Raw genomic sequence first — 14,228 nt, forward strand, 5'->3', positions numbered from 1 at the left:
GGTAAAATGCCCCTCCCGAAAGGGAGGGGAGAAAGGTTACAGACTTCCCGCCGGGCGCGATCTTGCCGCCGACGTCAGCGTTTTACCCATCTTACGTCCGTCCATGCTTTCCAGACGCATCTGGAACGGTGGGAACGGCATATCAATACCGTGCTCGCGGAAGCCCGCCAGAATCAGCTGGTGGATCTCATGGCGCAGCGGCATGCGGTGTCCCATTTCGGCGGCGTAGATACGCAGTTCGAAAATCTGGATCCCCTGCTGTAAATCAACCAGGAACACTTCCGGCGCAGGGTTATCGAGCACCAGCGTACAGCGTTCAGCAGCGGTGTAGAGGATCTGCGTGACCTCTTCACTGTTGGCATCCGACGGAGCCGGTACCGTCAGCACCACGCGCGTAACGGAGTCCGACAGCGACCAGTTGATAAACTGTTCGGTAATAAATGCCTTGTTCGGCACGATGATCTCTTTACGGTCCCAGTCACTGATCGTGGTGGCGCGGGTGTTGATCTTCGTTACGCTCCCGGTCAGATCGCGGATCGTCACCGTATCGCCAATGCGAATCGGTTTTTCAAACAGAATGATCAGGCCGGAAACAAAGTTCGCGAAAATCTCCTGCATGCCAAAGCCAAGGCCGAACGTCAGCGCGGCAACCAGCCACTGCAGCTTAGACCACTCGATACCAATCATTGAGAACCCGACCATCCCGCCAAAAAGCAGGATCAGGTATTTCGTGATGGTCGTAATGGCGTATCCGGTGCCGGGGGTTAAATCCAGATGCTGCAGCAGCGCCAGCTCCAGCAGCGCCGGGAAGTTACGCACCAGCTGGGTGGTGATGATCAGCACCAGAATGGCAATCAGCACCGCGCCTAAGGTGATCGGCTCCAGGCTTTCAACGCCCTGCACCGTGGACGTCACGTCCCACAGAGAGATGTTTTCCAGGAAGCCAAACGCGGAATGAATTTCCGACCACAGGAAGATCACCGACAGCAGGGCAATCAGCATCAGGATGGAACGCACCAGGCGCAGAGACTGGGTACTGATGGCATCCAGATCCAGTTCGACCTCGTCGGCATCCATCGTGCCTTCCGTGCTGTTGACATGGGTTGGCTCTTCCTCGCCCCGGGCGCGCTGGGCAAGGATCTCCGCCCGGCGATGCTTGGCGCGGTCGAAGGCCAGGCGGCGGCGCTGAATCAGCATCCAGCGGCGGATTACGTGGTAGACCACCAGAAGCAGGAACCAGATCGCCACTGACGTTTCCAGTCGCGCCAGCAGCGCCTGCGAGGTTGCCAGATAACCCACCGCCGCGGCCAGCATCGCAATCAGAGGGGCGCTCAGCAGCAGGTTCCAGAGCAGCCGGTTGAACATGTTGTCGCCGCTGCCGGATTTATCAAGATAAAGCGGTATCCCCGCGCGTTTCAGGCTGAGCGTGACGATGGCCAGCGCGCCGCAGATTAGCATAAAGCAGAGGCGTCCCAGCGAGCCTGAGAATTCCCGGTCGTTAAGATTATCAAACATGATCAGCGCCATAATCAGCGGTACAATCAGCCCGATGCTCATCAGGTAGTAACGCATGGCGCGCGCCACGCGGTTACGCGGCCAGCCAAAGTGGGCAATGAACAGACCGTTGGGCCGCGCGAACGTCGCGCAAATCATCACTACCCACAGCAGCGGCACCGTGGCGGTGACGCCATCACCAATGGCAACCGCGAGCGGATAGGGCCACGCTTCCCGCAGGCCGTAGCCGAGGGTCATCCACAGCACCGGTAGCGGGGACGCGACGAGAATCGACCAGAACACGGTGCGCAACGTCAGCCAGAAGTGGTCCTGGGTGACTTTCCCCACCCGTGCGCTGGAACGCTCCAGGAAGCGGGTGAAATGTCTGCGCGAGTAAATGCTGAAGCCGACCAGGATCAACGCGCCAAGCAGCGGGAAGATCGTCTCTTTGCTGGTCAGCATCATCACGCTGGCCTTTCCGAGCTGGCTGAAGGTGTCCAGCGAAATCAGGCGGCGCAGATCCTGAACAATATCAATCGGCCATGAGAAGGTCATCGGACGCACGTCGGAGGTCCAGAAGAGATAACGGTGCGTTGCCTCATTTACCTCTTTCAGCGCATCTTCCAGCTGGCTGTTGGAGACCTTGAGCTTAGTCAGTTCAAGGATTAGCGTATCGCCGCCCTGCAGCAGTGAGTTCAGCAGTTCGCGCTGGGTACGCAGCTGGGCTTCCAGAATACGGTTTTGCTCGCTGGTCAGCGGCTGTCCGTCAGCCTGACGGATCTGGCGGATTTGCGGCTGCTTATTGAGAAGATCTTCAAAGTGCAGTCGCTGAACGCGCAGCTGGGCCATTTCGGTATCCAGCTGTTGCGGCTTCGGCATTTCAGGCAGGCGAGAAACCTGGGCGCGTAACGCTTCGCCCAACAGGTTTGATGACCCGAGCCACTGGGATTGCTCACGCAGCGTGTTAAGTGCCTGACGCACCTGCAGGGTTTGATTCGTCGCCTGACGCTGCTGTGAGGCAACCAGATCCATACGCTGCGCCTGCTGATTCAGGGCGGCAGAAAGCTCGCGGTTGACCTTAAACTGATCGACGATACCTTCCGGCAGATTGGCGCTGTTTTCCGCCAGCAGTTCGGTGCTTTCAAGGGCACGCTCGGCTTCAAGCTGACGCTGGCTGTTAAGCTGATTACGCAGGGCCTGAAGGTACGCATCCAGCTGCTCGCTCTGCTTCTGAGCGAGTTCTGAGCGCATCCGCGCCAGCTCCTGGCGGTTGTTGGCGGAAAGCTGCGCCAGCTCCAGCTCATCCACAAGGGCCTTCAGACGCGCCGATTCAGCCTGCAGGCCCAGATTTTGCGCCTGAGCCTGCGGCGTGTTGCCGCTTTGCGTACCCACGCGACGCTCAACGTCATTAAGCTGGCGGCGGGCATCGGTTTGCTGCTGCGGAAGCTGGCTGAGGGAATCGGCAATTTCACGCGCACGCTCCTGCTCCTGCTGAGCCAGGCGGCTCTTTTCCAGAAGCTGACTGCTGACCTGCAGGATTTCCTGATTCAGGGCGTCGGTGGTCATGCCGGCGGGCACACCGCGCGGCTCATCGCGCAGATTAGCGAGCTGCGTGCGCAGCGTTTGCGAAAGTTTAGGGAAGTTGTCGATAACCTGCTGATACTGCTGAGCGCGCTCAAGCGAGCCTTTCCGCTCCTCAAGCGCGTTCAGTGCGGACTGGAGCGACTCAACGGTCTCTGGCTGTGCGGGTTTGGCCGCTTTAGCCTGCTCCAGCTCCTGGGTTATCTGTTTGGCGTCGGGGGCTGTCGCTGCGTACGCCCCCATGCTGAGGCACCAGGCCATCAGTAGAACGATAATCGGGCGCACGTCAGCGATCCTTCTGTTGTTAGCCTTCGTCTTTTTTGTCGTCAACCAGCGGGCTGGCATCGTGCTCGGCGTCGATCTCTTCTTGCGGCAGCGGAGCAGGTTCTGCGTCCGGCGTCACGAAGGTTTCGGTAGAGACCGCCAGCGGCTGACCAAGCTTAGTGACCGACAGGCTTTCGAGCTGTTCAGCCAGCTTCACTTTGCCCGGCGCAAACAGGTTGATGACGGTAGAGCCCAGCTTGAAGCGACCCATCTCCTGACCTTTCAGCAGGGCGACAGAGCCTTCCGCTTCACCGGCAGGCCAGGTCCAGCGCTTGATCACGCCTTCACGCGGTGGGGTGATGGTGCCAGCCCAGACGGTTTCGATGCTGCCGACAATGGTCGCACCCACCAGGATCTGCGCCATCGGGCCGAATTCCGTATCGAACAGGCAGATGACACGTTCGTTACGGGCAAACAGGTTCGGTACGTTTTGCGCGGTCAGGTGGTTCACGGAGAACAGATCGCCCGGTACGTAGATCATCTCACGCAGGATACCGTTACATGGCATATGCACACGGTGGTAGTCGCGCGGTGACAAATAGGTGGTGGCAAAGGTACCGTTGCGGAACAGGTCTGCCATCAGGTAGTTGCCCGCCAGCAGCGCTTCCAGACTGTAGTTATGGCCTTTCGCCTGCAGGATTTTGTCGTCTTCGATGTTACCCAGCTGGCTGATCACGCCGTCTGCTGGCATCACCAGGACGTTAGGATCGGTGTTCAGCGGACGCACTTCGTCGCGCAGCGGGCGCACGAAAAATTCGTTGAACGTGCGGTAGCTGGCGGTATCCGGCTTCTGCGCTTCTTTCATGTCGACCTTGTAATACTTCACGAAAAGGTCGATGACCAGTTTGGTCAGCCAGCCCGCGCGTTTGCTCGCGCCCCAGCCCGCCAGGCGAGTGAGCCACAGTTTTGGCAGAATGTATTGAAGCGAAAGTTTAAATGCGTTTAACAAGGTAGCCTCCAGGCCATTGTTTTGTCGTTCCTGATCCGGCGTTAAGCCGCCGGAACCTGAAAAAAGGGGACGATTTTAGCGATGCTTAGCTTAGTTGTCAGTTATCAGAATCAGAAAAGTTTTTACGCGTTTTTACCTGATCCATGCTCTCAAGAATGCGGTGATAATTCTCGAAGCGGGTCTCCGCGATTTCACCGTTCTCAACCGCTTCGCGGATAGCGCAGCCTGGATCGTTATCGTGTTTGCAGTCGCGGTATTTGCAAGCGCCTAAATAATCATGGAATTCGACAAATCCATTAAAGATTTGTTCCGGCTCAAGATGCCACAAACCGAATTCACGCACGCCCGGAGAGTCGATAACATCGCCACCGTGAGGGAAGTGATACAGGCGTGATGCGGTAGTGGTGTGCTGGCCCAGACCCGAGACGTCAGACACATCGTTGGTGAGGATCTCCTGCTGGAGGCCGAGAAGGTTGTTCAGAAGGCTCGATTTCCCCACGCCGGACTGGCCCGCAAAGATGCTGATGCGATCGGTAAGCGCCTCTTCCAGCGGTTTCAGTCCGTCTTTGGTGTAGCTGGACACCATCAGCACGCGATAACCAATTTTGCGGTAGATATCCATCTGTTCATTAACGAAAGCCATGCCTTCGTCATCCAGCAGATCGATTTTGTTCAGCACGATAATCGGTTCAACCTGCAGCGTTTCACAGGCGACGAGATATCGGTCGATAATATTGAGCGAAAGTTCGGGCAAAATCGCCGATACAATGACAATCTGGTTAATGTTGGCGGCAATCGGCTTCACCCCGTCGTAAAAATCGGGACGGGTTAACACGGACGTACGCTCATGGACCGCTTCAACAATACCTTTAACGGTAACGCCTTCTGCAGCCTCTTTACCCGGTCGCCAGACGACGCGGTCGCCGGTGACCAGAGAACGAATGGTTCGGCGGATGTTGCAGCGGTGGATTTCGCCATCGGCAGATTCCACGTCAGCGTGCATACCGAAACGGCTGATGACTACGCCTTCCGTTGGTTCGCCAAACAGGTTGTCGTCGTAATCGACCTTCTCCGAAGTGGTTTTAAGACGGCGCTGGTGATTGGCATTCACGCGGCGCTGCTGCCCTTTGGAGAGTTTATTTTTACTCAATCGCACTGGCTCCTGGTCGCCCGTAAGGGGCAAAACCTCTATGATACACTCTAATTAATACTAGTTAACCTGCTACTGCTGGTTATGCGAGAAGGGTGGAAAATAACATGAGCGCGGATGAAAACAACCTGATTTGGATCGATCTCGAAATGACCGGGCTGGATCCCGAGCGCGATCGCATTATTGAGATTGCAACCCTGGTGACCGATGCCAACCTGAATATCCTGGCTGAAGGGCCAACGATTGCAGTGCATCAGTCCGACGACCAGCTTGCGCTGATGGATGAGTGGAATGTGCGTACCCACACCGGCAGCGGCCTTGTCGAGCGCGTGAAGGCGAGCACGCTGGGTGACCGCGAGGCGGAACTGGCGACGCTCGAATTTTTGAAGCAGTGGGTACCGGCGGGTAAATCGCCGATCTGCGGCAACAGCATCGGTCAGGATCGTCGTTTCCTGTTTAAGTATATGCCGGAGCTGGAGTCTTACTTCCATTACCGCTATCTGGACGTGAGCACCCTGAAAGAGCTGGCGCGTCGATGGAAACCTGAAATCCTGGACGGCTTTAAAAAACAGGGTACGCACCAGGCGATGGACGACATTCGCGAGTCTGTGGCGGAGCTGGCGTACTACCGCGAAAACTTTATTAAGCTGTGATTTTGAGATCCGGCGCCTTGCGTGGCCGGGTTTTTGTCGTTAAATTGTTCAGCTTGCCGATTTAATAAGCATTTGAACTGAATTTCGAAAAAATCGCTTTAAGGGGGGTTGCAGCTAAAAGGATTTCTCGTATAATGCGCCTCCCGTAACGACAGAGAATTACACGTTACGACAGCAACAAAAGCAGTACAGATTTGCGGGAATAGCTCAGTTGGTAGAGCACGACCTTGCCAAGGTCGGGGTCGCGAGTTCGAGTCTCGTTTCCCGCTCCAAAATTTGAAAGTGCTTCCACAGCACAGACTGCCCAAGCGGGAATAGCTCAGTTGGTAGAGCACGACCTTGCCAAGGTCGGGGTCGCGAGTTCGAGTCTCGTTTCCCGCTCCAAAATTTGAAAGTGCTTCTTAAGCACGGACCACCCAAGCGGGAATAGCTCAGTTGGTAGAGCACGACCTTGCCAAGGTCGGGGTCGCGAGTTCGAGTCTCGTTTCCCGCTCCAAATTCTTCTTCATCTCTAAAATATCCACAGCGAAAAGACGTGCTGGGGACGTTTTCTATTGCATCTGAAATACTCTTGTAAACAGAGTTATCCACAGAATTCTCGCTTTACCCAAACCGTACAGAAAGTTAGCAGGGTGAATGATATCTTCACAAGATACTGTATTGACTGGATAAAATTTCATTTCAAAATGTTATCGAGATCACTTGACCTCTTCTCAAGCCCAGATGGCGCTTGAGTTTTTATTTTTATTCACAGGCTGTGAATATATCACGCATCTCGCGTAAGCCCTTTCTCGATGACCCTGACCAGCCGCTGTTTCTTAGGAAGCTGCACCTCGACCACGCAGGCATTGCGCTTCTCAATTTGCTGCGCAATCGCCCATTCAATATGCTCGTCGAGAAGTGGGTGCTCACCTCTACGGCTTTCCAGCGCCTGAATATTCGCTACATCCCACGGGGCATTACCCAGCGCGACGGCGACATTACGCAGCCAGCGCAGATGACCGATACGGCGAATAGCTGAACCTTCCGTCACCTTCAGGAACCAGGCTTCGCTCCAGGCGAACAGCTCAATAAGCTGTGGCGCATGCAGCGCCTTACGCGGGCTGAAGTCCTCTTCGTCCGTCAACTGGGAATAGCGGTTCCACGGGCAAATCAGCTGGCAGTCGTCGCAGCCGTAGATCCGGTTGCCGATAAGCGGTCGAAACTCTTCCGGGATCGCTCCTTCGAGCTCGATGGTGAGGTAGGAGATACAGCGACGTGCATCGACGGTGTAAGGCTCAACAATGGCGCCCGTCGGGCAGATGGTCATGCAGGCCACGCAGCGGCCACAGCCTTCCTCCACCGGGCCGTCTACCGGCAGGGGTAAATCAATCAGCAGTTCACCCAGGAAGAAGAACGATCCGGCGTCGCGGCTCAGGATAAGTGAGTGCTTACCTGTCCAGCCAAGCCCGGCTTTTTCGGCGATCGGGCGCTCAAGAATAGGCGCGGAATCGACAAAGGGTCTAAAATTCAGCGAAACACAGTGCTGCTGAATAGTTTCCCCAAGTTTTTTTAGACGGTTACGCAGAAGCTTATGGTAATCACGCCCCAGCGCGTACCGGCTGACGTAACCCAAAGAGGGATTTTTTAGCGTGCGCGCGAAGGCCGCGTTGGCAGGCAGGTAGTTCATGCGCACGCTGATAACGCGTAATGTGCCCGGCAAAAGCTCGTGAGGACGGGCGCGCATCATGCCGTGACGCGCCATCCACTCCATTTCGCCGTGGTATTGTTTGTCCAGCCAGGCCTGCAGTTTTGGCTCGCTGGCAGAGAGGTCGGTATCGGTAATGCCTACCTTCTGGAAGCCAAGTTCAGCACCCCACTGTTTTATTTTTTGCGCTAATTCATTGAGATCGAGGGGCTGTGACATGACGGACCATACGGTGAAGAAAAACCCCGCAAGTATACCACATTCCATCTGGCATGCGGATGACCTCCGGCGCGCCGAAAAAGAGGCCGCAGACAGCCTCGGGATCACCCTTTATGAACTGATGCTCCGCGCGGGTGAGGCCGCGTTTAACGTTGCCCGCAGCGCCTACCCGCAGGCCGCTCACTGGCTGATTCTGTGCGGTCACGGCAATAACGGCGGTGACGGCTACGCTATGGCGCGTCTCGCGGTTGCGGCAGGTATCCGCGTTACGCTTCTGGCCCTGGAGAGCGATAAACCGCTGCCGGAAGAGGCTAGCGCGGCGCGGGAGGCATGGCTGAACGCAGGCGGCGTGATTCACGCGCCTGATAGCGTCTGGCCGGAAGATGTTGATCTGATTGTTGATGGTCTGCTGGGCACCGGGCTACGCAGCGCGCCTCGCGAGAACATCGCCGCGCTTATTGAACGCGCTAACGGGCACTCCGCGCCGGTAGTCGCGCTGGACATTTCGTCGGGCCTGATCGCGCAGACCGGCGCGACGCCGGGGGCGGTGATTCATGCTGCTCACACGGTGACCTTTATCGCCCTGAAGCCGGGTCTGTTAACCGGAAAAGCGCGGGATGTGGTCGGCGTGTTGCACCATAACGCGCTGGGGCTGGAGAGCTGGCTCGTTGGGCAGGAAACGCTTCTGTCGCGCTTTGATTCCTCGCAGCTAAAAGAGTGGCTGCCGCCGCGCCGCCCAACCTCCCATAAGGGCGATCACGGCAGGCTGGTGATTATTGGTGGCGACCACGGTACGGCAGGTGCGATTCGTATGACCGGTGAAGCGGCATTGCGCAGCGGCGCCGGATTAGTGCGAGTGCTTACTCGCATCGAGAATATTGCGCCAATAATCACAGCCCGACCGGAACTGATGGTCCATGAGCTTACGCCCCAGACGCTGGAAGAAAGCCTGGAATGGGCGGATGTGGTGGTCATTGGTCCGGGGCTTGGGCAACAGGCATGGGGTAAACAGGCCCTGCAAAAGGTCGAGAATTTTCGTAAACCGATGCTGTGGGATGCCGACGCGCTTAACCTTCTGGCAATAAATCCGGATAAGCGTCACAATCGCATTCTGACGCCACACCCCGGCGAAGCCGCGCGCCTGCTCAACTGCAGCGTGGCAGAAATTGAAAGCGATCGCTTACTTTCTGCTCAGCGTCTGGTAAAACGTTACGGAGGTGTTGCCGTTTTGAAAGGGGCAGGAACCGTTGTCGCCAGTGACGAGACGCAGGGCATTATTGATGCCGGAAATGCGGGCATGGCGAGCGGCGGCATGGGCGATGTGCTTTCAGGCATCATCGGCGCATTGCTTGGACAGAAACTTCCCCTTTATGATGCAGCCTGTGCGGGCTGCGTGGCCCACGGTGAGGCAGCTGACAGGCTGGCTGCACGCGAGGGGACGCGCGGTATGCTGGCCACCGATCTTTTTTGCACGCTGCGGCGTGTTGTTAACCCGGATGTGATTGACGTAGAAAATGACTAATCGAGCGATTCCTTTACCTGATGAACAAGCCACTTTAGATCTCGGCAAGCGCGTGGCGCAGGCCTGTCAGGGGGCAACCGTCATTTATCTGTATGGTGATTTAGGTGCGGGTAAAACCACCTTCAGCCGGGGTTTTTTGCAGGCGTTAGGGCACAACGGGAACGTGAAAAGCCCCACCTACACGCTGGTCGAGCCGTACACCCTCGATAATCTTATGGTGTACCACTTTGATTTATATCGTCTTGCGGATCCTGAGGAGCTGGAATTTATGGGGATCCGTGATTATTTTGCCAACGACGCCATCTGCCTGGTGGAGTGGCCGCAACAAGGTGCGGGTGTGCTGCCTGACCCGGATGTCGAAATTCACTTAGATTACCAGGCTCAAGGGCGTGAGGCTCGCATCAGTGCGGTTTCCTCATCAGGGTGTTCCTTACTGGCGCGTCTCGCCGGTTAAGAGTAGGGATGACGGGATGATTAGTCGCGTTAAAGGTTGGGTGTTGGCTGCGACGGTGCTGCTGTGCGCGCAGGCCGGAGCGGCAAGCCTTTCGGATATTCAGGTGTCAAACGGCGAAAGCCAGGCCCGGATCACCCTCAGCTTTATGGGTGACCCTGAATACGCGTTTTCACAACCGGACAGCCACAGCGTGGCGCTGGATATCAAACAGACAGGCGTGATCCAGGGGTTACCGCTGCAGTTCAGCGGAAATAATCTGGTGAAAAGGATCCGCTCGGGTACGCCGCAGGACAGCCAGTCACTGCGCCTGGTGGTCGATCTGACCGAAAAGGGCAAAACGAAGGCGGTGAAGCAGCAAAACGGGGCGAACTATACGGTGGTCTTCACCATCAATGCCGACGTTCCGCCGCCGCCTCCACCGCCACCGGTTGTGGCGAAACGTGTGGAAGAACCAGTGTATACGCCGCGCCCCTCGGAACCTGCGCGTAACCCGTTTAAATCGCAGAACGATCGCATGACTGCGGCAACCAGCAGCAATACGGTGACGCGTCCGGCAGCCAGCGCGCGCCGCGCGGTCAGCGGCGACAAGGTAATTATCGCCATCGATGCAGGTCACGGTGGACAGGACCCAGGTGCGATTGGTCCTGGGGGGACACGAGAGAAAAATGTCACTATCGCCATAGCCCGTAAGCTGCGTACGCTGCTCAATGACGACCCTATGTTTAAAGGCGTGTTGACCCGCGACGGGGATTACTTCATTTCGGTGATGGGGCGTTCGGACGTCGCGCGTAAGCAGAATGCGAACTTCCTGGTTTCCATCCACGCGGATGCTGCGCCTAACCGTAACGCAACGGGCGCGTCGGTGTGGGTACTCTCGAACCGTCGCGCGAACAGTGAAATGGCCAACTGGCTGGAAGAGCATGAGAAACAGTCTGAACTGTTAGGCGGCGCGGGCGATGTGCTGGCAAACAGCCAGTCTGACCCGTACCTCAGCCAGGCGGTGCTGGATTTACAGTTCGGTCATTCTCAGCGCGTCGGGTATGATGTCGCCACTAACGTATTGAACCAGCTGCAGGGCATCGGGGCATTGCATAAGCGCCGCCCTGAACATGCGAGCCTGGGCGTTCTGCGCTCGCCGGATATTCCGTCAATTCTGGTGGAGACCGGCTTTATCAGCAATAACAGTGAAGAGCGTCTGCTGGGCAGCGACAGCTATCAGCAGCAAATTGCCGAAGCGATTTATAACGGTCTGCGTAAATACTTTGACGCGCACCCGCTTCAGTCTGCGCCGCAGGGCGGGGCAGCCCAGACGGCAAGCGCCGCGCTGCCGGGTGAAATGACCGCGACTAATTAAGGAGAATTCATGCCGATTCAGGTTCTACCGCCGCAGCTCGCGAACCAAATCGCCGCCGGTGAGGTGGTGGAACGCCCTGCGTCGGTGGTGAAGGAGCTGGTGGAAAACAGCCTCGATGCGGGGGCCTCCCGCATCGATATTGATATCGAACGCGGCGGCGCAAAGCTTATCCGCATTCGTGACAACGGCTGTGGCATTAAGAAAGACGAGCTGGCGCTGGCGCTGGCGCGTCATGCCACCAGTAAAATTGCTTCGCTGGACGATCTGGAGGCGATTATCAGCCTTGGGTTTCGCGGGGAAGCGCTGGCCAGTATCAGCTCCGTTTCCCGTTTGACGCTGACCTCCCGCACGGCCGAGCAGCAGGAAGCCTGGCAGGCCTACGCCGAAGGACGCGATATGGACGTCACGGTCAAGCCCGCGGCGCACCCTGTCGGTACCACGCTGGAAGTTCTGGACCTGTTCTACAATACTCCCGCCCGCCGCAAGTTTATGCGTACCGAGAAGACCGAGTTCGGCCATATCGATGAGATTATTCGCCGTATCGCGCTGGCCCGTTTCGATGTCACCATTAACCTCAGCCATAACGGCAAGGTGATGCGCCAGTATCGCGCGGTGGCAGAAGGTGGACAGAAAGAGCGCCGTTTGGGGGCTATCTGCGGGACGCCGTTCCTGGAGCAGGCGCTGGCTATCGAGTGGCAGCACGGCGATCTGGCTTTACGTGGCTGGGTGGCCGATCCGAATGCCAGCAGCGCGGCGTTCGCTGAAATTCAGTACTGCTATGTGAACGGCCGCATGATGCGCGACCGCCTGATTAATCACGCCATTCGCCAGGCCTGCGAAGACAAGCTTGGTGCCGATCAGCAGCCTGCTTTCGTCCTTTATCTGGAAATCGACCCGCATCAGGTGGATGTCAACGTCCATCCTGCCAAGCATGAGGTGCGGTTCCATCAGTCGCGTCTGGTTCACGACTTCATTTATCAGGGCGTGGCCGCCGTGTTACAGCAGCAGGCAGAGCCAACGCTGCCGCTGGAAAGTGACGCTCCTGCACCGCGTCCGCTTCCGGAAAACCGTGTCGCTGCTGGCCGCAACCATTTTGCGGAGCCTGCCGTGGCGCGTGAACCGGAAGCCCCGCGTTTCTCCTCTGCAGGAGCCGCGCCTCGTCCGACGGGAGCGAACTACCCGAACGCTCAACCTGGCTATCAAAAGCAGCAAGGGGCGTTATACCGCAAATTGCTGGACACGCCAGCCGTTGAGCGTAAAGAGCACCTTCCGGCACCAGCACCTTCCCTTGACGGTCATAGCCAGAGTTTTGGCCGGGTGCTGACGGTTATCGCCCCGGATATGGCACTGCTTGAGCGTGACGGTAAAGTGATGCTTCTGGCGCTGCCGGTTGCCGAACGCTGGCTCAAGCAGGCGCAACTGACGCCGGGGGAAAATGCGGCCTGTGCGCAGCCGCTATTGATTCCGGTTCGCCTGAAAATATCCGCTGAAGAAACAAGAGTATTGCAGCGTGCCGAGGCCCAGCTGGCGCAAATGGGCATTGAAATTGTGCTTGAACCCCAACATGTGACAATTCGTGCAGTGCCTTTACCCTTACGCCAACAAAATTTACAAAACTTGATTCCTGAACTGATAGGCTACCTGGCGCAGCAAACATCGTTTGAGGCCGCCAACATCGCGCAGTGGATCGCCCGCCATCTGGCCAGCGAACATTCACCGTGGAGTATGGCGCAGGCAATTACCGTGCTGGCGGAGGTGGAACGCCTCTGCCCACAGCTGGTGAAAGCGCCGCCGGGTGGGTTATTACAACCTGTTGATTTAAAAACGGCGATGACCGCCCTGAACCATGACTGACGTAAGCAAGGCGAGCCTGCCAAAGGCAATTTTTTTAATGGGCCCGACGGCCTCCGGCAAAACAGCGTTAGCCATTGAGTTACGTAAAGTTTTGCCTGTAGAGTTGATTAGTGTGGATTCAGCCCTCATCTATCGGGGGATGGACATCGGTACGGCAAAGCCAGACGCAGAAGAACTGCGTGCAGCGCCGCACCGTTTGCTGGATATTCTCGACCCGGCAGAGGCTTACTCCGCAGCGGATTTCCGCCGGGATGCCTTAGCTGAGATGGCCGAGATCACCGCCGCGGGGCGTATACCGCTGCTGGTTGGCGGAACCATGCTCTACTTCAAGGCGCTGCTCGAAGGATTGTCACCCTTACCTTCCGCGGACCCTGAAGTGAGAGCAAAGATTGAGCAGCAGGCGGCAGAGCAGGGATGGGACGTATTGCATCAGCAACTGGCGGAAATTGACCCGGTTGCCGCAGCGCGAATCCATCCAAATGATCCGCAAAGGCTTTCCCGGGCACTGGAAGTTTTTTTCATTTCGGGTAAAACTTTAACGGAACTGACGCAAACGTCAGGAGACGCTCTGCCGTATCAGGTGCATCAGTTCGCCATCGCCCCGGCGAGCCGTGAACTGCTCCATCAACGAATTGAGCAGCGTTTTCATCAGATGTTGGCTTCAGATTTTGAAGCAGAAGTGCGGGCGCTATTTGCCCGTGGAGATTTGCATACGGATATGCCTTCCGTTCGTTGTGTGGGATACCGCCAGATGTGGTCGTATCTTGAAGGCGAGATTTCATACGATGAAATGGTTTATCGAGGTGTTTGCGCCACGAGACAGTTAGCGAAGCGCCAGATCACCTGGTTGCGCGGTTGGGAGGGGGTTCACTGGTTAGACAGTGAAAAACCGCAACAGGCGTTAAACGACGTGATTGAGGTTGTTGGTGATATCGCTCACTGAATGTGTACAATTGAGACGTATCGTGCGCAATTTTTCAGAATCGC

General features: G+C 56.9%; 10 protein-coding genes and 3 tRNA genes. 9 read left to right on the top strand and 4 right to left on the bottom strand.

Annotated elements, in window-relative coordinates; translation table 11 throughout:
• Positions 1–36 precede the first annotated feature (36 nt).
• From mscM to rsgA, 3 genes are all read right to left on the bottom strand, one after another.
• Positions 37–3,360, bottom strand: a complete 3,324-nt coding sequence (gene mscM / locus MX657_RS02365) for a miniconductance mechanosensitive channel MscM (protein WP_346807171.1) — start codon at positions 3,358–3,360, stop codon at positions 37–39.
• Positions 3,361–3,379: 19 nt separating this feature from the next.
• Complete coding sequence (gene asd, locus MX657_RS02370; RefSeq protein WP_080328787.1) at positions 3,380–4,348, bottom strand: archaetidylserine decarboxylase; 969 nt, start codon at positions 4,346–4,348, stop codon at positions 3,380–3,382.
• 97 nt (positions 4,349–4,445) lie between these two features.
• Complete coding sequence (gene rsgA, locus MX657_RS02375; protein WP_032666746.1) at positions 4,446–5,498, bottom strand: small ribosomal subunit biogenesis GTPase RsgA; 1,053 nt, start codon at positions 5,496–5,498, stop codon at positions 4,446–4,448.
• A 107-nt stretch (positions 5,499–5,605) separates the two neighbouring features.
• On the opposite strand from rsgA, the gene orn reads away from it, so the two are divergent.
• From orn to MX657_RS02395, 4 genes are all read left to right on the top strand, one after another.
• Positions 5,606–6,151: an oligoribonuclease gene (gene orn / locus MX657_RS02380; RefSeq protein WP_028015247.1), complete on the top strand. Its 546-nt coding sequence runs from the start codon at positions 5,606–5,608 to the stop codon at positions 6,149–6,151.
• 196 nt (positions 6,152–6,347) lie between these two features.
• Positions 6,348–6,423, top strand: a tRNA-Gly gene (locus MX657_RS02385).
• A 36-nt stretch (positions 6,424–6,459) separates the two neighbouring features.
• Positions 6,460–6,535: transfer RNA gene (locus tag MX657_RS02390), tRNA-Gly, on the top strand.
• 36 nt (positions 6,536–6,571) lie between these two features.
• Positions 6,572–6,647 (top strand) — tRNA-Gly (locus MX657_RS02395).
• A 270-nt stretch (positions 6,648–6,917) separates the two neighbouring features.
• Here MX657_RS02395 and queG read toward each other — a convergent pair.
• Positions 6,918–8,057, bottom strand: a complete 1,140-nt coding sequence (gene queG / locus MX657_RS02400; protein ID WP_217479360.1) for a tRNA epoxyqueuosine(34) reductase QueG — start codon at positions 8,055–8,057, stop codon at positions 6,918–6,920.
• On the opposite strand from queG, the gene nnr reads away from it, so the two are divergent.
• From nnr to miaA, 5 genes are read left to right on the top strand one after another with little or no spacing between them, the layout of a single operon-like run.
• A complete protein-coding gene (gene nnr / locus MX657_RS02405; RefSeq protein WP_346807174.1) occupies positions 8,056–9,579 on the top strand; it encodes a bifunctional ADP-dependent NAD(P)H-hydrate dehydratase/NAD(P)H-hydrate epimerase in 1,524 nt (507 codons plus the stop codon). The genes queG and nnr overlap by 2 nt on opposite strands.
• Positions 9,572–10,033 (top strand): tRNA (adenosine(37)-N6)-threonylcarbamoyltransferase complex ATPase subunit type 1 TsaE, encoded by a 462-nt coding sequence (tsaE, locus tag MX657_RS02410; RefSeq protein WP_028015250.1) that lies wholly within the window; start codon positions 9,572–9,574, stop codon positions 10,031–10,033. Before nnr ends, tsaE begins: the two co-directional genes overlap by 8 nt.
• 16 nt (positions 10,034–10,049) lie before the next feature.
• A complete protein-coding gene (amiB, locus tag MX657_RS02415) occupies positions 10,050–11,387 on the top strand; it encodes an N-acetylmuramoyl-L-alanine amidase AmiB (protein WP_346807175.1) in 1,338 nt (445 codons plus the stop codon).
• A gap of 9 nt (positions 11,388–11,396) precedes the next feature.
• Positions 11,397–13,241 (top strand): DNA mismatch repair endonuclease MutL, encoded by a 1,845-nt coding sequence (gene mutL / locus MX657_RS02420; RefSeq protein WP_346807176.1) that lies wholly within the window; start codon positions 11,397–11,399, stop codon positions 13,239–13,241.
• The gene (gene miaA, locus MX657_RS02425; RefSeq protein ID WP_080328792.1) at positions 13,234–14,184 is read left to right on the top strand and encodes a tRNA (adenosine(37)-N6)-dimethylallyltransferase MiaA; all 951 of its coding nucleotides are present in this window, start codon (positions 13,234–13,236) and stop codon (positions 14,182–14,184) included. The genes mutL and miaA overlap by 8 nt, the downstream gene beginning before the upstream one ends.
• The last annotated feature ends 44 nt before the right edge of the window (positions 14,185–14,228 follow it).

The organism is Enterobacter chuandaensis (assembly GCF_039718975.1).
Lineage (GTDB): Bacteria > Pseudomonadota > Gammaproteobacteria > Enterobacterales > Enterobacteriaceae > Enterobacter > Enterobacter chuandaensis.